General features: G+C 70.4%; 16 protein-coding genes and 1 pseudogene. 8 read left to right on the forward strand and 9 right to left on the reverse strand.

All coding sequences use genetic code 11. From position 1 onward, the window contains the following. Positions 1 to 15: 15 nt before the first annotated feature. The 4 genes from ACZ6MZ_RS29260 (at position 16) to ACZ6MZ_RS29275 (ending at position 7,024) form a co-directional block, all read left to right on the forward strand. Entirely contained in the window at positions 16 to 1,065 is a 1,050-nt protein-coding gene (locus tag ACZ6MZ_RS29260; RefSeq protein WP_389788230.1) for an alpha/beta fold hydrolase, read from the forward strand. After that, positions 1,062 to 2,558, forward strand: coding sequence for a carboxylesterase/lipase family protein (locus tag ACZ6MZ_RS29265; protein ID WP_469355334.1), 1,497 nt, complete (start codon positions 1,062 to 1,064; stop codon positions 2,556 to 2,558). The genes ACZ6MZ_RS29260 and ACZ6MZ_RS29265 overlap by 4 nt, the downstream gene beginning before the upstream one ends. A 93-nt stretch (positions 2,559 to 2,651) precedes the next feature. Then, positions 2,652 to 5,780 carry a DEAD/DEAH box helicase gene (locus ACZ6MZ_RS29270; RefSeq protein WP_469355336.1) on the forward strand — a complete coding sequence of 1,043 codons (3,129 nt, stop codon included), beginning with the start codon at positions 2,652 to 2,654 and terminating at the stop codon, positions 5,778 to 5,780. Next, positions 5,777 to 7,024 carry an SWIM zinc finger family protein gene (locus ACZ6MZ_RS29275; protein ID WP_386877788.1) on the forward strand — a complete coding sequence of 416 codons (1,248 nt, stop codon included), beginning with the start codon at positions 5,777 to 5,779 and terminating at the stop codon, positions 7,022 to 7,024. Before ACZ6MZ_RS29270 ends, ACZ6MZ_RS29275 begins: the two co-directional genes overlap by 4 nt. 20 nt (positions 7,025 to 7,044) lie before the next feature. On the opposite strand, the gene ACZ6MZ_RS29280 is transcribed toward ACZ6MZ_RS29275, so the two are convergent. The 5 genes from ACZ6MZ_RS29280 to ACZ6MZ_RS29300 form a co-directional block, all read right to left on the reverse strand. Further along, a complete protein-coding gene (locus ACZ6MZ_RS29280; protein ID WP_469355338.1) occupies positions 7,045 to 8,952 on the reverse strand; it encodes a DNA/RNA helicase domain-containing protein in 1,908 nt (635 codons plus the stop codon). 133 nt (positions 8,953 to 9,085) lie between these two features. After that, positions 9,086 to 11,056, reverse strand: a complete 1,971-nt coding sequence (locus ACZ6MZ_RS29285; protein ID WP_469355340.1) for a DUF2075 domain-containing protein — start codon at positions 11,054 to 11,056, stop codon at positions 9,086 to 9,088. A 149-nt stretch (positions 11,057 to 11,205) separates the two neighbouring features. After that, positions 11,206 to 12,144 carry a DUF3800 domain-containing protein gene (locus ACZ6MZ_RS29290; RefSeq protein ID WP_469355342.1) on the reverse strand — a complete coding sequence of 313 codons (939 nt, stop codon included), beginning with the start codon at positions 12,142 to 12,144 and terminating at the stop codon, positions 11,206 to 11,208. Positions 12,145 to 12,434: 290 nt separating this feature from the next. Further along, on the reverse strand, positions 12,435 to 13,511 hold the full coding sequence (locus tag ACZ6MZ_RS29295) for a S1 family peptidase (RefSeq protein ID WP_469355410.1): 1,077 nt from the start codon (positions 13,509 to 13,511) through the stop codon (positions 12,435 to 12,437). Between the two features lie 240 nt (positions 13,512 to 13,751). After that, complete coding sequence (locus ACZ6MZ_RS29300) at positions 13,752 to 14,300, reverse strand: HAD domain-containing protein (RefSeq protein WP_469355344.1); 549 nt, start codon at positions 14,298 to 14,300, stop codon at positions 13,752 to 13,754. A 100-nt stretch (positions 14,301 to 14,400) separates the two neighbouring features. On the opposite strand from ACZ6MZ_RS29300, the gene ACZ6MZ_RS29305 reads away from it, so the two are divergent. Together ACZ6MZ_RS29305 and ACZ6MZ_RS29310 are read left to right on the forward strand one after the other, a co-directional pair. Continuing rightward, positions 14,401 to 15,132, forward strand: coding sequence for a DUF7873 family protein (locus ACZ6MZ_RS29305; RefSeq protein WP_384331537.1), 732 nt, complete (start codon positions 14,401 to 14,403; stop codon positions 15,130 to 15,132). Positions 15,133 to 15,148: 16 nt separating this feature from the next. Next, positions 15,149 to 15,249: pseudogene (locus ACZ6MZ_RS29310) on the forward strand. A 327-nt stretch (positions 15,250 to 15,576) separates the two neighbouring features. Here ACZ6MZ_RS29310 and ACZ6MZ_RS29315 read toward each other — a convergent pair. Then, on the reverse strand, positions 15,577 to 16,236 hold the full coding sequence (locus tag ACZ6MZ_RS29315) for a C39 family peptidase (protein ID WP_469355347.1): 660 nt from the start codon (positions 16,234 to 16,236) through the stop codon (positions 15,577 to 15,579). An 86-nt stretch (positions 16,237 to 16,322) separates the two neighbouring features. After that, positions 16,323 to 17,534, reverse strand: coding sequence for a pyridoxal phosphate-dependent aminotransferase (locus tag ACZ6MZ_RS29320; RefSeq protein WP_469355349.1), 1,212 nt, complete (start codon positions 17,532 to 17,534; stop codon positions 16,323 to 16,325). 68 nt (positions 17,535 to 17,602) lie between these two features. Between ACZ6MZ_RS29320 and ACZ6MZ_RS29325 the strand changes: the two genes are divergently transcribed. Together ACZ6MZ_RS29325 and ACZ6MZ_RS29330 are read left to right on the forward strand one after the other, a co-directional pair. Continuing rightward, complete coding sequence (locus ACZ6MZ_RS29325) at positions 17,603 to 18,310, forward strand: winged helix-turn-helix transcriptional regulator (RefSeq protein WP_469355351.1); 708 nt, start codon at positions 17,603 to 17,605, stop codon at positions 18,308 to 18,310. A 56-nt stretch (positions 18,311 to 18,366) separates the two neighbouring features. Then, the gene (locus tag ACZ6MZ_RS29330) at positions 18,367 to 19,017 is read left to right on the forward strand and encodes a nucleoside/nucleotide kinase family protein (protein WP_469355353.1); all 651 of its coding nucleotides are present in this window, start codon (positions 18,367 to 18,369) and stop codon (positions 19,015 to 19,017) included. Between the two features lie 42 nt (positions 19,018 to 19,059). Here the strand turns inward: ACZ6MZ_RS29330 and ACZ6MZ_RS29335 are convergent, their stop codons facing one another. Both ACZ6MZ_RS29335 and ACZ6MZ_RS29340 read right to left on the reverse strand, forming a co-directional pair. Continuing rightward, positions 19,060 to 20,046: a carbohydrate kinase family protein gene (locus ACZ6MZ_RS29335; protein WP_469355355.1), complete on the reverse strand. Its 987-nt coding sequence runs from the start codon at positions 20,044 to 20,046 to the stop codon at positions 19,060 to 19,062. After that, on the reverse strand, positions 20,043 to 20,981 hold the full coding sequence (locus ACZ6MZ_RS29340; protein WP_469355357.1) for a pseudouridine-5'-phosphate glycosidase: 939 nt from the start codon (positions 20,979 to 20,981) through the stop codon (positions 20,043 to 20,045). Before ACZ6MZ_RS29340 ends, ACZ6MZ_RS29335 begins: the two co-directional genes overlap by 4 nt. Positions 20,982 to 20,985 lie beyond the last annotated feature (4 nt).

A 20,985-nucleotide genomic window follows, 5' to 3' on the forward strand; every position in this document is an offset into this window, starting at 1 on the left:
TGTCTACCGTGAGCCATGTCCCTCTCGACCCCCTCGCTGACCACACGGCGTATCCCCACCCAGCGGCTGACCGTCCAGGTCACCGAGTGCGTGGACCGTGAACACGCCGAGCCTGTCGTTCTCATCCACGGCAATGTGTCCTCGTCGGTGTTCTGGCACGACACCATGCGCGATCTGCCGGAGCGGTACCGCCCCATCGCCCCCGATCTGCGCGGCTTCGGCTCCACCGACCCGTTGCCCGTCGACGCGACCCGGGGCGTGCGCGACTACTCCGACGATCTGGCGGCGCTGTTCGACGCCCTGGGTGTGGAGCGCCCACATCTGGTGGGCTGGTCCCTGGGTGGCGGCATCGCCCTGCAATTCCTCCGTGACCGCCCGTCCGCCGTCCGCTCGCTCACCCTGGTCAACCCGGTCTCCCCGTACGGCTTCGGCGGCACCCGCGACCACGACGGCACGCTGGTCTCGCCCGACGGCGCGGGCTCGGGCGGTGGCGCCGCCAACCCGGACTTCGTCCAGCGGCTGGCGCGGGGCGACCGGAGCGAGGAGTCCCCGCTCTCGCCCCGCCAGGTGCTGGCCACCTGCTACGTGAAGCCGCCGCTGCGCCCGGAGCGGGAGGACGAGTACGTCGAGTCGATGCTCACCACCCGTACCGGCGACGATCACTACCCCGGCGACAGCGCCCCGTCCGAGGCCTGGCCCGGTATCGCGCCCGGCACACGCGGCGTGCTCAACTGCCTGGCCCCGACTCACTTCCGTATCGACGACCTGCACACCGTCACGCCCAGGCCGCCGGTTCTCTGGATACGCGGCGAGGACGATGTGATCGTCTCGGACACGTCTCTATTCGACCTGGCGCACCTCGGCGCGATCGGTGCCGTACCGGGGTGGGACGGCACACCGGCCCAGCCGATGATCGCCCAGACCCGCCATGTCCTGGATCTGTACGCGAAGGCCGGCGGCAGGGTACGAGAGGTGTCGGTGCCCGACGCCGGGCACGCGGTGCACATCGAGCGGCGGGAGGAGTTCGCCGCGGCGCTGCTGGAGACGCTGGCCGAAGGAGCATGACGCGTATGGAACCGGTGTGCACGACCCGGCAGGGCCGGGTCGGAGGACGTCTTTCCCCGGCCCTGTCCGGTACGTCCGAGGCGGCGCCCGTGGTGGCGTCGTTCCTGGGCATCCCGTACGCGACCGCGCCACGCTTCGGCCTGCCGGTCCCGCCCGAGCCGTGGGAGGGCATACGGCCGGCGGTCGCGTACGGCCCCACGGCGCCCAAGGCCCCCTATGCGCCGCCCCTCGACGCCCTCATCCGGGAGGACTCCATCCCCGCGCGGCCGGGGGAGAGCTGCCTCAATCTGAACGTCTGGACCCCTTCTCCCGGCCCGGAGGCCCGTCTTCCGGTGATGGTGTGGGTGCACGGAGGGGCGTTCACGAACGGCTCGGGCTCGGCCTCCGGGTACGACGGCAGTACGTTCGCGCGGGACGGCGTGGTGTGCGTGACGCTCAACTACCGGCTCGGAGTGGACGGTTTCCTCCACCTGGACGGCGTACCGGACAACCGGGGCCTGCTCGACCAGATCGCGGCACTGGAGTGGGTACGGGACAACATCGCCTCCTTTGGAGGCGACCCGGAGCAGGTCACCGTCTTCGGCGAGTCGGCCGGTGCGATGAGCATCGGCGTCCTGCTGGGAATGGAACGGTCGCGCGGTCTGTTCCGGCGGGCGATCCTGCAGAGCGGCGCCGCCCATCATTTCCTGCGTCCGGACTCCGCGCGTCTGATCACGGCCAGGCTGGCGGAGAAGCTGTCGATCGCGCCCACCGCCGAGGCCTTCGCCACCGTCCCCGACTCCAGGCTCCTTCCCGCGCAGACGGAGCTGCGGGCGGAGGTCGGAGCCCGCCCGGACCCCACGCTGTGGGGTGAGGCGGCCCTCAACATGATGCCGTTCGAGCCGGTGCTCACCGAGCGGACCCTCCCCGCACCCGACTGCGGCGTCGAACTGCTCGTCGGCAGCAACCGCGAGGAGTACCGCCTCTTTCTGGTGCCCACCGAGCGGCTGGACGCGCTGTCGGAGGCCAAGCTGCGCGCGACCGCCTCGGCGTACGGCCTCGATCCCGACAAGGCGCTCTCCGTCTACGGCGAGGCCAGGCCCGGAGCGACGGCCGGTGAGCTGTTCGACGCCATGGCGACGGACTGGTTCTACCGGCTTCCGGCGATCCGCCTCGCGGAGTCCGTCCCGGGCTCGTATCTGTACGAGTTCGCCTGGCGCTCGCCGCGCTTCGACGGCCGGCTGGGCGCCTGTCATGCCATAGAACTGGGCTTTGTTTTCGACCGCCTGCATGATCAGTCGTACACCCCGATGCTCGGCGAGCACCCGCCGCAGGATCTCGCGGACGCGATGCACCGCGCCTGGGTGGCGTTCGCCTCGACGGGGGATCCGGGCTGGAAGCCTTACGACCGGGACACGCGGACGGCGATGGTGTTCGGCGGCGGCGGAGCGGCTTCCGCAGCTGCTCAAGACCTCGGGGCGCAGGAGCGCGAGCTGTGGGAAGGACTGCGCTGACCTGCGGAAACTTCGCTCCGGGATCGACTGTCACACCCCCCGCCTAGACTCGCAGAGGTAATCGGATCTTGCGGCGGGAGGGAGTCGGCGAGCATGGCGCAATTCGCGCATACCCCCGCACAGCTGCCTGCGCGAGCCGCCACCGGCCGGCTCGCCCCCACTCCGGCGACCGCCGGCCTCGCGCGCTGCGCAGCGGTCTTCCTGCCCGCCGGACTGCCTCGCGAGGGGCGGGTCGCCTTCTGGGATCCGGAGGGTGAGCTGCTCGCCGGGGCGGCGGGGGAGTCCACGGCGGGTGAGCGGGGGGAGTCCGACCCGGAGGCCGACCCCGCCGGTCGCGCGGCGGACGGGCCGGGCGCGGAGGAGCCGGGTGCGGCCGGGCTGGGTGTGGCGGGGCACGGCCGCGGGGAGCTGACGGTTGTACGCCGCGATGGCGCCGGCGTCCGTGCGCACACCGTCCCCGCCGTGCTGCTGCCCGTCGCCGACGCCGTGCCGCTGCTGGTCCGCGCCCGGCGCGACAAGGCGGCGCATCCCGCCGCCGCCTGCTGGGGCGCCGCCGCGCTGCACGCCCTCCAGCTGGCCGCGCGCGGCCGACTGCTCCCCGGACTCACCGCGTCCGACCACGACGCGTGGCGGGCGGGACCGCTCGACGCCGACGACATCGCGCAGTTGAGAGCTATCGCGGCGGCCATGCCTCCCGAGGCCCATGCCGTGCCGTTCCCGGATCTGCGCCCGCTCCAACTGCCTGACCCCGAAGCCCTGGTGCGGGCGTTCCTCGACGCCGTGGCGGACTCCCTGCCGCGTACCCCCGCCGCGGCGTTCGCGGCGGGGGCGCCGTTCGCCGCCCGAGCGGCGCAGTACCTGCCGGGCGCCCGCACCTGGGCGGCGGAGGCGGCGGCCGGAATGGACGCGGGGGTGCGGGTCTCGCTGCGCCTCGACCTGTCGGCGTACGAGCTCTTCGACCAGGCGCCGACCGGCTCGGACGACGGCGCCGGCACCCCCGCCCGTACCGGCCCCCGCCCCGCCCCCCGCTCCGTGTCCGAGTTCGTGTCCGAGTCCGACTTCGGCTTCGGCTCCCGTGGCGATGACGCCGACGTGGTACGGCGAGCCGGGGCCGCGCTCGTCCAGATCCACAGCCTGGCCGACCCGACCCTGGTGATCGACGCGGCCCGGCTCTGGGCGGGTGACGGGGACGAGAGCTTCGGTCCGCGCGCCCGTATCGACGCGATGCTCGCCCTGCGCCGCGCGGCCCGCGTCTGGACCCCGCTCGCGAGACTGCTGGAGCGCGACGTCCCCGACGCGCTGCCGCTCTCCGAGGACGAGCTGTACGAACTGCTCGGCCCGGGGGCGGCCCGCCTCGCCGCGGCGGGCGTCGCCGTCCACTGGCCCAGGGAGCTGGCCCGTACGCTGTCCGCCGCCGCGGTCGTCCGCCCCGCGCCCGGCTCGGCCACGGACGGCACGCCCTTCTTCGACAGCGAGGAACTGCTCAAGTTCAACTGGCAGTTGGCGCTCGACGGCGATCCCCTCAGTGAGAAGGAGATGGACGCGCTCGCCGAGTCCCACCGCCCGATCGTCCGGCTGCGCGACCAGTGGGTGGTCGTCGACCCCGCGCTCGTCCGCAAGGCGCGCAAACGGGAGCTGGGCCTGCTGGAGCCCGTCGACGCCCTGGCCGTCGCCCTCACCGGCACCGCCGAGGTGGACGGCGAGACGGTGGAGGCGGTCCCGACGGGCGCGCTCGCGATCCTGCGCGACCGTCTCACCGCCGGCCCCGCCGCGGTGCCTCAGCCGGCCGCCCTGGCCGCCACGCTGCGCGACTACCAGCTGCGGGGCCTCGCCTGGCTGGACCTGATGACCTCGCTCGGTCTCGGCGGCTGCCTCGCGGACGACATGGGCCTCGGCAAGACGATCACGGTCATCGCCCTCCATCTGCACCGGGCCCGTACGGCCCCGACCCTCGTCGTCTGCCCCGCCTCCCTCCTCGGCAACTGGCAGCGCGAGATCACCCGTTTCGCCCCCGGCGTGCCCGTGCACCGCTTCCACGGCGCGGGGCGCACGCTGGACGAGGTGGCGGACGGCTTCGTCCTCACCACGTACGGCACGATGCGCGGCAGCGCCGACATACTGGCCGCGCACCCCTGGGGGATGGTCGTCGCCGACGAGGCGCAGCACGTCAAGAACCCCTTCTCGTCGACCGCCAAAGCGCTCCGCACGATTCCGGCGCCCGCCAGGGTCGCGCTGACCGGCACCCCCGTCGAGAACAACCTCTCCGAGCTGTGGGCGCTGCTCGACTGGACCACCCCCGGACTGCTCGGCCCGCTCAAGGCGTTCCGGGCCCGCCACGCCCGCATCGTCGAGAACGTCGAGAACGCGAAGAGCGCCGACATCAAGGACGCCGACAACGCGCAGGCGGTGGAGCGGCTGTCCCGGCTGATCCGGCCGTTCCTGCTGCGCAGGAAGAAGTCCGACCCGGGCATCGTGCCCGAACTGCCCCCCAAGACCGAGAGTGACCACCCCGTCGCCCTCACCCGGGAACAGGCATCCCTCTACGAGGCGGTCGTCCGCGAGACGATGGCGGCCATCGAGAGTGCGGAGGGCATCGCGCGCCGCGGCCTGGTCATGAAGCTGCTCACCTCCCTCAAACAGATCTGCAACCACCCCGCGCAGTATCTGAAGGAGGACGCGGCCCGGCTGACCGGCCGTTCCGGCAAGCTCGCCCTCCTCGATGAACTGCTCGACACGATCCTCACGGAGGACGGCTCGGTCCTGATCTTCACCCAGTACGTATCGATGGCCCGGCTGCTCGCCGCCCACCTCACGGCGCGTGCGATCCCGTCCCAGCTCCTGCACGGCGGCACACCCGTCCTGGAGCGCGAGCGCATGGTGGACCGGTTCCAGTCCGGCGAGACCCCGGTCTTCATCCTCTCCCTCAAGGCCGCGGGCACCGGTCTCAACCTCACCCGGGCCGGCCATGTCGTCCACTTCGACCGCTGGTGGAACCCGGCCGTGGAGGAGCAGGCGACGGACCGCGCGTACCGCATCGGTCAGACCCAGCCCGTGCAGGTCCACCGGCTGATCGCGGAGGGCACGGTCGAGGACCGGATCGCCGAGATGCTCGCCTCCAAACGGGCGCTGGCCGACGCGGTCCTCGGCTCGGGCGAGACGGCCCTGACGGAGCTGACCGACCGGGAGCTGGCCGATCTCGTCTCCCTGCGGAGGCTGTCATGACCGCCCCGCGCACCCCGCGCCACGACGACCGCCGCCGCACCTTCCCAGCCCTGCCGCGCCGGCCGGGCACCGAAGGCGATTTCGCCGCCACCTGGTGGGGCAACGCCTGGGTGGAATCCATGGAGGACGCCGCCCTCGACCCGGCCCGCCTCCAGCGCGGCCGGGCCTACGCGGGCGGCGGCCATGTCGACGCGATCACGGTCACTCCCGGCCGGGTCATGGCCTACGTCCACGGCTCAAGACCTCGCCCGTACCGTACGGAAATCCGTCTGCGCACCCTCGGCGACACCTCCTGGGAGGACCTCCTCGACGCCGCGGCGGCCCGCCCCGACCACATCGCGGCCCTCCTCGACAAGGACATGCCGCACACCCTCGCGGCGTCGGCCGATCTTCTCCCCACCGTGGGCGACCTCACCCCCGACTGCTCCTGCCCGGACGACGGTTACCCCTGCAAGCACGCCGCCGCCCTCTGCTACCAGACGGCCCGGCTGCTCGACGAGGACCCCTTCGTCCTGTTCCTGATGCGCGGCCGCGGCGAACACGAGGTCCTGGCCGATCTGACCCGGCGCAACGCCACCCGCTCGGCGGCCGAACGGACCACGGCCGCACCGCCCATGCCCACGGTCGCGGCCCGCGCCGCCCTCACCCCGCGCACGCTCCCGGCGCTTCCGCCCCCGTTCCCCGCGCCCGCGCAGCCCGGCCGCCCGCCCGTCTATCCGCAGACACCCGGCGCCCCCGACCCGCTGGCGCTCGACCTCCTCGCCACCGAAGCGGCGTCCCGCGCGCATACGTTCCTCACCACCGGCCTCGATCCCGTCGCCGCCCTCACCCCCTGGCAGGACGCGGTCCGCCTGGCCGCCGCCCACCCCGGCTCCGGACTGACCGCCTCGACCCGCGCCCTCTACCGCGACCTCGCCGCCGCCCTCGACCGCACCCCCACCGACCTGGCCCGCGCCGTCGCCGCCTGGCGCCAGGGCGGCCTGGCCGGACTCGCCGTACTGGAAGACCCCTGGGATCCCCCAGCCGGCCCCTTCGACCGCGCCCGCCCCGCCCTGGCCGCCGCCGACTTCGGCCACTTCCGCCCCTGGCGCAACCGCCTCTCCACCCCCTCCCTCCAGCTCCGCTTCGGCCGCGACGGCATCTGGTACGGCTACGAATCGGACCGCGACCGAGAAGACTGGTGGCCCCGAGGCACCCCCGACACCGACCCGGTCGGCGCCCTCACCGCCCTCCTCGGCAGATGACGGACGGCGTCAGTCGCCGTTCAGCCGTGCCTGGTGACAGGCCGGCGCCGGACGGAGACCGCGTCCCGCATCGGGGGCTGGACGAGTTCGCGCAGCTTCGCCCGGGTTTCCGCATCAGTCGAGTAAATGACAGTCCCGACCATGCCCCGCGTCAGCAGTACCTTGTAGGTGTTACGGATCAGTCGATTCACATCGTCGTCCGGCGTGGACCTCTTGAATACCGGGTCCTTAGAAGCCGCACGGTCAATGATCCAGCGGTCCTCACGCCACACCAGATCCGGGCCCATGATGACGCCGCTCCAGTCGTACTCGAAGCCTTGCGCCGTGTAGACACAGCCGACCTGCCCGAAGCCGGCCGGATCGGTCGCCCACAGCGCCGACGGAGGAGCGCCCATGACGGATCGGTCGCCCTTCAGGTTCCAGGGGCGCGCCCAGTTACCGATGACCACATCGGCGGGCAACGGCTCGCCGGGCTTGGCGTCCGACCACCTCCAACAGAAGCCGGCTGACATCCGCGCGCTGTATCCCTTTGACTGGCGCTCCCGCAGAAACTCCTCCAACTCCCCGGGGGAGTCGACGACGCCGAGTTCCATCCTGCCGTCCGGCTCCCACGCGACGGTGTGCTCTCCCTCCAGACCAAGGAGCCGCACGACCCAGCGGACATACGCGTCGCTGCCGCCGCATCTGAACTGGCTGTCCAGAGGAATCACCCGGCACGCAAGATTCTTTGCCGCCGCCGCGACGCGGATCTCCTCCACGGTGCCCATCTCGCCGGGCCTCACCACCTGGTGCTGGTCGAGCAGAAAGACCGGAACGCGCGCCGCGTCGATCAGTTCCTCGATCTGCCGCTTGGGGGTGCGCTGGGCGGCAGGCGTGTAGCGGTTGGCGGATGTCTCGCGGATGCGGTGCGCCTCGTCACAGATCAGCACATCCAGACCATTGCGCCGGGCGGTCATGAAGCTGTTGAAGTACTTGAAGAGATCCTGCACTTCGCGCTTACGGGCACCAGCAACCTTGCGCATGGTTTTCGTGAACGACTGCGAGCCGGTCGCGTGCAGGGCCGGGATGTTCCGCCGGTACAGCTCACCGAGGAGCGAAAGCGCGATCACGCTCTTGCCCGTCCCCGGGCCGCCGGTTACGACGAGTACTTCCTTGTGGTCCGCCTCGTGTGCCTTGCGTACGGCCTTCAGCACCATCTCGTACGCCACTCGCTGCTCGTCCAGCAGTACGAACTGCTCTCGCTCACGTACTTCCTGGGCAGCCACCTTCATCAGTTGCTTCGAGGGCTGGATTCTCCCGGCGAGCAACTGGTCAGCCGCCTCGGCTCCGGACACCGGAGCAAGCCTCGACCGCAGAAACGACAGGAAGTCGCCACGCCGATCGGCGGTGAACAGCTGACCCCGTTCGCTCTCCCCGACCTCGTCCAGCCCCCCGACACCGAAGGCGGTCGCGTTGTGCAGATACGCGGCTCCGAAGATCCGTTCCGGATGCTCCGCCAGCGCGCCGTTGAAGGCGACAAGGTAATCGCAGTAGCCACGGACCTGCTCGATCGGATTCAGCACAGGGTGCGTGTAGGCGTCCACCCGGCACAGCACCGGATCGTCCTCGTCGGGGTGCGCCTCGCTCCACTGTTTGAGCTCGACAACGACGTATGACGGCTCATGCGTCGTGGGATGCACCCCGGCGAGTACGGCGTCGGCTCGTTTGCTGGTCAGAGGCAGCCCGTACTCGAGAAGCACCTCGACCTGCCCGAGTCCGGCGTCGAGCAGCGCATCAGTCAGTGCGGGAATGCTCCGCTCCCAGGAGCGCACCTCGGACACCCCGGGCCGATAGCCGTGCAGATGCACGAACTGCTCGGTCAGATGGAGAGCCAGCGACCCTTCGAGGCGGCGGGCGGTGACCGCGGCGGCGGAGTCGCGGAACAGCAAGGAATGCCCCCAGGCAGCACGAAGTAGCTCGTGCGGGTGGGGGCATGTCCTGGAGCGGAAGCCCGTCGGGCCGCGTGTGTGTTGATCAAATGCTACCCAAGGGCCGATGTGGTGTGCCGGCGGTAAACCGGCATCAAGGTTTGATGATCTTCCGCATGGGCTGGGGCAGTGGGTGACACACCGCTTTGATCACATGTCCGCGGAGAGCATCCCTCGCGTCCGCGTCTGTCGCGTATATCACCACGCCCATGATGCCTCGGGTGAGCAGCACGTGATAGGCGTTGCGTACACACCGTTCGATGTCGGTCTCATCAATGCTCTTCTGTCGCAGTTCCGGGTCGTAGGTGGCCGTTCTGTCGACACCGAACCGGTCTCCCTGCCAGATCAGGTCAGGGCCGATAATGACGCCTACCCAGTCGAATTCGAAGGTCTGAGCCGTGTACGCACAGCCGATCTGTCCGGTCCCCCGGGGGTCCGTGGCCCAGAAGTCGGCATCGGGCGCGTCGGCCACCGCGGAGCCGGCCTTCACGTTCCACGGGCGACGCCAGGTGTCGATGGCGACGTCCGGAACCAGATTGCCGTCATCATCGGGCGCGCTCCAGGGCCAGCAGAAGCCACCCACGATGCGTGTGCTGGCACCCTCCAGCCGACGCGCCTCGAGGAAATCCTCCATCTCCTCAGGCGTGTCGGCGACCTGCACTTGCATCCGTCCGTCGGGTACCCACGGCTGCGGCGTGTGTGTGCCGACGCTGAGGAGCTTGAGCACCCAGTCACGGAAATAGGCACTTCCCTGGGCCCGGAACATCCCGTCCAGGTCGATGAGAGTGTGCTTGAGACCGAGCTCCTTCGCGCGCTGCACCAGGTACTCAGCTGTGCCTACTTCCCCGGGCCGCAGCGACTGCCAGTCGTCGAGGAGGAACACGGGGACGCGAGCCGCAGAGATGATCTCGTCCGCCTGCGGACGTGGATTCTCCCGTTCCTCCCGCGAGGTGTACCGGTCGATGGAGTGACGCCGGATGCGATGCGCCTCGTCGCAGATCACCACATCACAGCTGTCCGGAGCCAACTTCTTCAGCTGGTTGAAATACGTGAACCGCTGGGTGGCTTCCTTCTTCAGCTTGCCTTTCATACCGCGCGGCGCGTCGCGCGCGTAGTTGTCACGCAACGTCAGTGTGAGCGCCTTCGCCCCCGAGGCGTGGATGACTTCCCAGCCGTTCAGTTCGAGGGTGCGGCGCAGTTCAAGTGCGATGGCGCTTTTGCCGCTGCCCGGCCCGCCGCGAACGATGATCACTTCCTTGGTGCCACCGCCCCGGACCCGCTTCACCGCCTCGTGGACCTCCTGATGAGCAATCTCTTGATCATTGAGCAGCTGGAAGCGCTCCGGCTTGCCCATACGGGCGGCGAGATTGACATCGGTGATCTTGGGGGGCGCGTACTCCATGGAGTCGATGAGTGCTTGAGCCGCTTCACCGCCCGGCCTCGCGGCCAGACGCGCTCCGAGCAACTTCCGGAAGGGTTCGAGGCGGTCCATCGTGTAGAGCCGCCCGTGATCGCTTGCCGGAAGACGGAACAGCTCCTGTACGTCGCTGTCATGGGCGTTGTGCATGAGCACTGCCCCCGCGACGCGCTCCGGCTTCCCGCGAAGTACCGCCTTGTACTGCATCAAGTACTGGCAGTACTGCTGCACCTGACGCACCGGATGCAGTTTCCACTTGTCGTAGCCGAGATTGACAGCCACTGATCGCTCCGGGTGCACCGTGGCAGTGCGCTGCTGCTTCAACTCGACCAGTACATAGGAGGGGTCGCCACTTCCGGGGTGTACCCCGGCCAGCAGGATGTCCACATCGGAGTCGGTGTTCGGAAGGCCGAATTCGATGAGTACCTCAACCTGGCCAAGCCCCCGGACCCCGAGTGCGTTGATCACGACGGGAAGGCTGTTCTCCCAGGCTTCGACCCACGAGCCCGCAGGATCCTTCTTCTGCGGGTGACCGTGCTTGTACGCCGTGATCAGGCGCTCGGTCAGAGGACGACGGGTCATCCCCGGTTGCCGCTTGATCTCTTCGACCAGCGCGGATACAGATTCCCGGAGCAGATACGACGACAAGGACTTCCCCCACGGCACGCGAAATCTCGTGCGGGTGGAGGCATGTCCGGTGGGAAGCCTGTCGGGCCGCGATGAAGACAGAAGGCTAGCGCGACCGCTCTGCGGTGGCCACGCGAGCGGTCGGGCTGGGCTGACGTACGGCCTTCCGTCTACGGACCGACCGGTGAGGAGTCCGGGACAGAAGCGGCTGTGGCAAGGGCGCTGACCGAAGCCTGCTCCGGGAAGACGGCCGGCGGTCCACTGACGGGCGCTGTAGCCGTGGCGAACAGTTTGCCCGCGGAATGTTGGCCGCGGCCGTCGGAGACGACGATCCCGCCGGTCCACTTGCCCTCGGGGGACTGGTAGCGGTGCTGGAGTTTGCCCAGCCGAGGACAGTGCCGGGAACGGACTTCCTGGAAACCGGGATGGCAGTGGACGTTGCCGGCCAAGTCGCCCGCGTATGTCACTGCCGCGGCGGGTGCCAGGACCGCGGACACGAGAAGGTCGGCGATCTGCAGACCGAGGTGAGTGTTGCTGTGACCGAAAACGGGAGACTCGGGAAGATGCGGCATGCAGTCCCCGCTCTTGCTGAACTTCTTGGTGGTCACACAGTGCACATTGCCCATGTTGTCGGAGGGATTGCGGCTGTCGAGGACTGCGATACCGCTGCCGGACCGCTCGGCGAGGTAGTGCTCGAAGTTCGCGCACAGCGACGTGACCGCGGCCGCGTACATGGCGGTGTCATCGTTGACCACACGGTCCTGCTTCACCCAGATACGGGCCATGACCGTACAGTCGCGCTGCTCGAGAATGGTCAACAGATGATCGAGGAAGCCGTGTGCCATTCGCCGCTGATTGCGCCCGGTCCGGCGGAAGGACTTGCGGATCGTCTCGCCCTTGATCTCGTGGTGCACCACCTGACTGAGGACGGAGAGCTTGCGCAGCTCGGGCCGGAACTTCTTCTTGAGAGCGATGAAGTCCCACGCGAGTGCCTTGACCTGGTTCTCCGGAACGGTAAATCCGCCGATCACCATGACAGGAACCGAGTCGGCCACAGCGGGATTGAGGAGTTGGCCGGTGCCGGATTCGTCGAGGTAACACAGGTACAAGAGAAGCGCCCCCGGGTGCGGAAACAGCTATGGCCGACCCCAGATCCCTGGGGGACGGCCATAGGATTTGCCACGCCGGGCAGGACCCGGTCGCAGCGTGGTGTTCGTACTGCTCCGTAGCGTAAGTGACCGCTGTCTTGATGAGCAACGTGATCGGCTGCCGGATATGACGGAGCCTGCCGTGTCCGGGAGGGGAGATTTCCCCGTGGCCCTGGCGCGGCAGGCTCCGTCCTCAGCTCCGCGGTCCTGCGGTCCGTCCCGCCGTGGGAATGTTCAGGCGGTGTGGGAGGTCAGGCGGTGTGGAGGGTCAGGCCGTAGCGGCCCAGGATCTCGTTGATCGGTTGGTACCAGGTCTCGCCGCCGCTGCTGCAGTTGCCCCAGCCGCCCGAGGTGACGCCCTGGGCCTGGTCGCCGCTGAGGAAGGAGCCGCCCGAGTCGCCCGGCTCGGCGCAGACGCTGGTCTTCGTCATCTGGTAGACGGCGCCCTGGCTGTAGTTGACGGTCTCGTTCTTCGCCAGCACGTTGCCGCAGTGCCAGTGTGACGTGGAGCCGGAGCGGCAGATCGAGGCGCCTATGGGGGCCTCCGCCGAGCCGCGGACCAGCTGGTCGGGGACGGCGCCCCAGCCGATGACCACGGGGACGGTCCACCAGCCGCTGCCGACGTTCACCCACGCGTAGTCGTCACCCGGGAAGGACGATCCCTGGAAGTTGCCGATGTACGAGCCGTCCCAGCCGCTGACCGAGGCGCCCGCCTGGCCGCAGTGGCCGGCCGTGACGAAGCCGCCGTACACGGAGAAGCCGATGGAACAGCGGACGTTGCCCGTGTAGTACGGGTCACCGCCGACGGTGCCGGCGGAGAAGGTCTGGGGTGCGGCGGCGGTCGTCTTGACGGTGACGGGCCCGGCCTGCCGCGCGCGGGTGAGGAAGCCGCGGACATCGTTGTCGTTCTTCTGCGCGGCGACGACGTTCACCACGACCTGGTTGGCCTGGGGGTCGACGTGCCAGCTGCTGACGCCGGCCGGCGCGGAGAGCGCGTCGATCTGCGCCTTGGCCGCGTCGAGCTGCCGCGCGCTGTGCTTCACGAGCCGTACGGTCGCGCCCGTCGCCCGTACGGCGTCGGCCTTCCGGTCGCTGGTGACCGCGACGGTCAGCTTGCCGCTGGCCGCGTCGAACCAGGAGCCGCCGTACGACGATCCCGCCGCGCGCTGTGCCTTTCCTTCGACAGCCGTGGCTGTCTTCTCCGCGGTCAGTCGCGCCTGGGCCTGGCTCTTCGTCAGGCCCAGGTCCTTCTGCATCGCGGAGAGCAAACCGCTGGAGGCCTGCGGTGCGGGGGTGGGGGAGGGGGAAGCCGCGGCCGCCGGGACCATACCGGCGGTTGCCCAGGTTCCGAGGAGGAGGAGTGCGGACAGACCGGTACGGATCACTGTCGTGCGTCTCAAGGGAGTGGCCCTTCTGTTGTTCCAGCATCGTGGGGATGGAACAGCAGGCGCCTGAGAGCGCTCTCAGGCGATGCCTGGGCGGAGCGTAGCCGAGGATTAAGGGCAGGTCCATGCCAATCAAGAGGGACGACCGAACGGGCCGTGGACGCCGGTGCCGCGTGCCCGGATTCAGGAGGCGCGCGGCCCGATTCCGTCCGCCCAGCGCACCAACGCCGCGAAGTCCGCCTCTCGCAGCCCCCGGCGCGGATGGATCCGCAGCAGCAGCGCCGGAGCGTCGTGGTGCGCCGCCACATGGGCCGTGTCCCGGTCGGTGATCATGTCGTCGACCCAGGCGAAGGGGCGGCCCGCCGCCCACTCCAGCAGGGGGCGGGTCTTCCAGTAGAGGCCGTCGGGGTCCTTCGCGAAGAGCTCCGGCCATTCGATCACCGGGAGGTCCGTGGGGAGGCCGACCACCGGGGCGATCATGGCGTTGGCCTCGTGCATCCAGGTGGTGGCCCAGGCGAGTTCGAACGGCAGGGCCAGCAGCCTGGGGCCATGGCCGGGGTTGAGCCGGACGCGCAGACCGCGCCGGTGGCTGCGCGAGCCCGGGGACTGCCGGGAGAGCCAGACCGAGGGGTGCAGATAGGTGCTCGTGTAGCCGCGCGGGCGGTGCAGGCGGGCGCCGTAGGGATTGAGGGGGCCGTCAACGTCGAGGAGGAGCAGTGGTCGGTCCGTCATGGAAGAGAACTGCCCCTCACGGAGGCGGATTACGACTTCTGCGCGCCGCTATCGGTTAATCGTTCGATCGCCGGTGTCCGATCTTGGTAACGTCCGTGACGTGGCGAAACTCAATCAGATCATCGCAGTCGAGAAGGGCGTCAAGTCCAAGGCGCACCAGGACCTGACGGCAGCTCATCACGGTCTCCAGAAGCCGGCGTTGCTGGCCGGTATCTCCCGTACGTACCAGACGAAGGACGAGGAGGGCGAGCAGCTGCCGCCCGAGTCGACCCGGGTGCAGGTCAAGGCCGAGGACGTACTGCGCGAGACCGCGAAGACCCTGACCAGGCTGTTCGATGTGACCGCCACCAAGGACTGGGCGAACTGCGCGGCGCGCGCCGATGTCACGGTCGACGGGCGGGTGCTGGTGAGCGACGTACCGGTGGCGTATCTGCTCTTCCTGGAGAAGCAGCTGACGGACATCAACACCTTCGTGCGCAAACTGCCGGTGCTGGACGCGTCGGAGTCCTGGAGCCAGGACCCGTCGACGGACGCGTGGAAGACCGAGGCGGTACGGACACTCCGTACGAAGAAGGTCCCCCGCAACCATGTGAAGGCCGAGGCGACGGAGAAGCATCCGGCGCAGGTCGAGGTGTACTACGAGGACATACCCGTCGGGTACTGGACGACGGTGAAGTTCTCCGGCGCGCTGCCGGCCCGGCGGGTGAACGAGCTGCTGGACCGGGTCGAGAAGCTTCAGCAGGCCGTGAAGTTCGCCCGCGAGGAGGCCAACGGCGCCGAGGTCACCGACCAGCGGGTGGGTGACGCCGTGTTCGGTTACCTGTTCGGGTAGCCTCAATGATTCCCCGGCCGCCGGTTGGTCGGCCGGGGTGCGCGAGGAGCGCAAGCTGAAACTGAAGCTTGTCGTGACGGCGCGGTTCCAGTGGAGGTTCGAGTCCTCCCCGCGGCACATCCGGAAGGGTGGACGGGCCGCGGTAGCCCAACGGGCAGAGGCAGACCGCGATCAATCTCAGACTATTGCTCCAGACTCAGCATTCGCCACCGATCGCCGGATCGAACGGGCTCAGGCCCCGGACGTCGAAATGCCGGTTCAAGTCCGGCCTGCGCAGCTCGATGCGCGGTGGTCCAAAGGCAGGACGCGGCGACTTCACACTGACCTGAGTCCTCAAGTGTGCCGGCGTGCGAGATGGGTGGCATCACAGGGCCCGGGGGCCGGCTACGCCCCCGGGTCCGCTCCTTTTTGAGGCGGTCACGGCGGTCACGGCGCTCACAGTGCTCACGGCGCTGAGGGCGTCTGTCGCGTTCGTGGTGCGAAAGAGACACCGCGGCCCGCGAAGAAGCGGGTGAAGTCGTCCAGGGGCAGATCGGCGGTGCGGCTCTCCGCCGTGGTCCCCGACGGATTGTGGAAGTGGACGCGGTCCTCCGTACGGCCCGTGGCAAGGACCAAGTGGCCGCCCCGGCCCGGGGCCGGACGCCGCGGGTTGCGGATCTCGTAGTGGACCGAGGCCATGACCGAGCGGCCCGCGTCGAGGAGGTCCACCAGCTCATCGGGGGTCAGCAGCCGGTGGACCGTCGCGTCCAGGCCGTGTGTCGCGCGTACGTACTCCGCGAAGGGGGCGTAGATCAGGCCGCGGATGGTGCCGTCCTCCGGGTCCTCGGTGTACGCGCCGTACTTCAGCGCCCCGTCCCGCAGCGCGAACAAGGTGGGGACCGCCTCGCCGGTGGCCGTGCCACCGGCGGCGCCCAGGGCCATGCGCAGGCAGGTCATACCGCACAGCTGGCCGCACCAGCGTCCGTAGTCCGCCAAGGTGGCCGCGCCCGAGGTCTCCCAGGCCGGGTCGGTGGCCGGGTCCAGGCCGCCGTACACGATCTGCTCGATCAGATCGGGGGAGGCGAACTGGGTGTGGACGGGGACATGGCAGGTCGGGCAGGTCACCGTACTCCCTGATGTGGCTGATCCGGCCGAGGCGGCTGATGTGGTTGGTCCGGCTGAGGCGGCCGGCGGGACGGATGCCGCCGGTGTCACTGGCGGTAGCCGCTCAGGAAGCGGCCGATGCGGCTGATGGCCGCGTCGAGATCGTCGGCGTACGGGAGGGTCAGGATCCGGAAGTGGTCCGGCCGCGGCCAGTTGAAGCCCGTCCCCTGGACGACCTGGATCTTCTCGCGCAGCAGCAGGTCCAGCACGAACCGCTCGTCGTCATGGATCTTGTGCACCTTGGGGTCGAGCCGGGGGAAGGCGTACAGCGCGCCCTTCGGCTTCACGCACGACACCCCCGGGATCTCGTTGAGCTTCTCCCAGGCGCGGTCGCGCTGCTCGTACAGCCTGCCCCCGGGCGCGGTGAGCTCCCGGATGGTCTGCCGGCCGCCGAGCGCGGCCTGGATGGCGTACTGCGCGGGCGCGTTGGGGCAGAGCCGCATCGAGGCGAGCATCGTCAGGCCTTCGAGATAGCTGCGCGCATGCTGCTTGGGACCGGAGACGACGAGCCAGCCGGAGCGGAAACCGGCGACGCGGTACGTCTTCGAGAGCCCGCTGAAGGTCAGGACGACCAGGTCGGGGGCGAGGGCCGCGGCGGTGTGGTGGACCGCGTCGTCATACACGATCTGATCGTAGATCTCGTCGGCGAACACCATCAGCTGATGGCGGCGGGCGAGATCGAGGATGCCTTCGACGATCTCGCGTGGATAGACCGCGCCGGTGGGGTTGTTGGGATTGATGATCACGACGGCCTTCGTCCGCTCGGTGATCTTCGACGCCATGTCGTCCAGGTCCGGGTACCAGTCCGCGGACTCGTCGCAGAGATAGTGCACGGGGCGGCCGCCGGCCAGGGTGGTGACGGCGGTCCAGAGCGGGAAGTCGGGGGCCGGGATCAACACTTCGTCGCCGTTCTCCAACAGCGCCTGTACGGCCATCGAGACCAGCTCGGAGACGCCGTTGCCGAGGAAGACGTCATCGACGGTGACATCGGCCAGACCCAGGGTCTGGTAGCGCTGGGCGACGGCGCGGCGTGCGGACAGGATGCCGCGCGAGTCCGTGTAGCCGTGCGCCTGCGGCAGCATCCGGATCATGTCCTGGAGGATCTCCTCCGGCGCCTCGAACCCGAAGAGCGCGGGGTTGCCGGTGTTGAGGCGCAGGACGCTGTGGCCCGCCTCCTCCAGGGCGTCGGCCTGCTCGATCACCGGGCCGCGGATCTCGTAGCAGACCTCGCTGAGCTTGCTCGACTGCCGGAATTCCATGCGGTGGCCTCCCAGACCTTGTTGCGATACTTGGTTTTACCAAGTGTGGGCTTGGAAAGTCCAACAACATGTCTAGGATGCGTCACATGCCACGCCGTCGAAGCTACGACCAGTACTGCGCCGCCGCCCGTGCCCTCGATGCCGTGGGCGACCGCTGGACCCTGCTGATCGTCCGGGAACTGCTGGCGGGTCCGCGCCGCTACACCGATCTGCACGCCGATCTGCCCGGCGTCAGCACGGATGTGCTCGCGTCCCGGCTCAAGGACATGGAGCGCGACGAACTGGCCACGCGCCGCAGGCTGCCCCCGCCGGCCGCCGCGTATGTGTACGAACTGACCGAGCGGGGACGGGGGTTGCTGCCGGTCCTGACGGCGCTGGCGGAGTGGGGCGCCCCGGCGCTCGACGAGCGCCGGCCCACCGACGCCGTACGGGCGCACTGGTTCGCCGTACCCCTGCTGCCGGTGCTGGAGGGGCTGTCCGGCCCAAACGGCTCCGGCGGCTCGGGCGGATCTGGCGGTGGCTCCACTCCGGGCGGACCGGGTGTGGGCGTGGTGGAAGTCCGGCTGGACGAGGGCGCGTTCCATATACGGCTCGGTGACGGCGAGCCCGCCTACGGCGACGGGCCGGCCGACCACCCCGACGCCCGCCTCGTCCTCGACGCCGACACCTGCCGCGCGCTGACCGGGGGCGCGCTGACGGTCGGGGACGCGGTGCGGGACGGACGTATCGAGGTGTCGGGCGAGGGGACACTCGCCAAAGTGCTGCGCGGCGAGTGACGGCGTCCGGTGGCCGCGCCGCCCCGGGCTCCGGTCTACTGGACGATGATGGACGGGTGCGACTCGAAGCGATCACCTGGGAGCGGCTGACCGAGGCCCTGGCCGAACGGGTTCTGGAGACAGGGGCGGCGGACGGGAGCCCCTGGCTGCGTGTCGCCGTCGACGGCGCGCCGGCCGCCCGGCCGGGGGAGCCAGCCGCCGCGCTCGCCGAGGCGTTGCGGGTACGCGGCCGGTCGGTGGCCGTCGTCGGGACCGGCGGTTTTCTGCGGCCCGCCTCGCTGCGGTACGAGTACGGGCGCGAGGACCCCGAGACCTACTACGGCGGCTGGTTCGACACGGGTGCGCTGTGGCGGGAGGTGTTCGGACCGCTGGAGCCCGGCGGCTCCGGACGGATCCTGCCCGACCTCTGGGATCCGGCCACCGACCGGGCGACCCGCAGCCCGCGCAGCGAACTCCCGCCCGGCGGTGTGCTGGTGCTGCACGGGCCGCTGTTGCTGGGGCACTGGTTCCCGTTCGACCTCACGGTGCATCTGCGGCTGTCGCCGGGCGCGCTTCTGCGCCGTACCGACGAGAACGAACGCTGGACGCTCCCCGCCTTCGAGCGGTACGAGGCAGAGGTGGACCCGGCCGAGGCCGCCGATGTGGTCGTACGGGCCGACGATCCGCGCCATCCCGCGTGGGGCGGCCTCGGAGCCCGGCGCGGCTGAGCGCGAAGGTCCGGTCCGGGCGGGAAGGTCCTGGCCGAGGCGCTACGTCACGTCCGGGCGGCCGCCGGTCACCGTCACCGCCCGCGCCCCCGCCCGGCAGCCCTCCACCGCGGCCGCCACGGCGTCCGCCCCGGCGAGCCGGGCCGCGAGGAACGCGCCGGTGAAGGCGTCGCCGGCCCCGGTCGAGTCCACGGCCCGCGCCGGGACCGGCGGGACGCGCGCCCTGACGGCGCCCGCCTCCGCCACCAGAGCGCCCCGCGCTCCGAGCGTCACCACCGCCACCGGCACCCGCCGGCTCAGCTCGGCCGCGGCGTCCGCCGCGTCCGTCAGCCCGGTCAGGAGCCCGGCTTCGTCGGCGTTGGGCAGCAGCGTTTCCACCCCCTCGACCGCCGCGAGGAAACGGTCCGTCCCCAGTTCCTTGAGGAATCCCGCCGAGGCGGGGTCCACGCTCACCGGGACACCGCGCTCCCGCGCCGACCGCAGCGCGGTGACGGCGAGCCTCCGGCTCGCGTCGGAGAAGAAGAGATAGCCGGAGAGATGCAGCCGGGCGACGCCGTCCAGCAGCGACGGCGACCAGTCGGCGGGTGACAGGCACAGGGACGCGCCGCTGTCGGTGAGGAGAGTGCGCTCGGCGGACGCGTCGACCAGGCAGATCACCGTGGCGGTCGGCGCCCGGTCGTCGACGACGAGATGGGCGCGTACGCCGGCCTGTCGCAGCCGTTCCTCGTGCCAGGCGTGGGCATCCGTCCCCACCCGGGCCAGCAGCCGCACATCCGCGCATCCGGTGCGGGCCGCCCAGCAGGCCGCGTTGGCCCCGGCGCCGCCCGGCAGCGTACGGATCTCGGCGGCCGTGTCCGTACCGTGCGCGAGGGGGGTGCGATAGCGCGCCACCACATCGGTGACCACGTCCCCGATCACCAGCAGCGCGCCGCCACGGAGCGCGGAGCCGCCGGCCGCGGAGCCGCCGGCCGCGGAGCCTCCGCCCGGCCCGTCGCTCACCGGTCCGTCGCTCACCGGTCCGTCGCTCACGACGCTGCCGCGATCCGCGCCGCCGCGATCCGCGCCGCCGCGATCCGCGCGGCGAGCCGCACATTGCCGCGTACCGCGGCGAGATTGGCCTCCAGCGAGGCGCCCCCCGTCCGCCGCATCAGCTGGTCCAGGAGGAACGGAGTCACGGCCTGCCCGACGATGCCCCGCTCCTGGCATTCGGCGAGCGCCTCCGCGAGCACCCGGTCGTGCAGCGCCGGATCCAGCTGTTCCGCCTCCGGTACCGGATGGGCGACGAGGAGCGCCGCCTCCGGGCCGCCGAGCGTGTCCTGCGCGGCCATTACCGCCGCCACCTCCTCGGGTGTACGGACGGTCCAGTCGACCGGCTCGCCGGAGGAGGCCAGGTAGAAGCCGGGGAACCGGTCCGTCCCGTAGCCGAGGATGCCGACGCCCAGTGTCTCCAGCCGCTGCAGCGTCGCCGGAACGTCCAGGATCGACTTGACTCCCGCGCAGACGACCGTGATCCGGGTCCTGGCCAGCAGCCGCAGATCGGCCGACTCGTCCTGGGTCTCGGTCCAGCCGCGATGGACTCCGCCCAGGCCGCCCGTCGCGAAGACCCGGATGCCTGCCCGCGCCGCCAGGAACGCCGTGGCGGACACGGTCGTCGCCCCGCTCGCCCCGGCCGCGAGCGCGGGCGCCAGATCACGATGACCGAGCTTCCGTACGGAGTCGTCCTCGGCGACCCGCTCCAACTGGTCCTTGGACAGGCCCACGTGGGGCCGGCCGTCCAGCACGGCGACGGTGGCGGGGACGGCCCCGCCGGCCCTGACAAGCGCCTCCAGCTCCTCCGCGACCGCCAGATTGCGCGGGCGCGGCAGACCGTGCGCGATGATCGTCGACTCCAGGGCGACCACGGGACGGCGCGCGGCGAGCGCCTCCCGTACCTCCGGGGACAGCTGCGATGTGGTGTCTGACATGTCC

This window comes from Streptomyces sp. NPDC042201, from assembly GCF_055582185.1.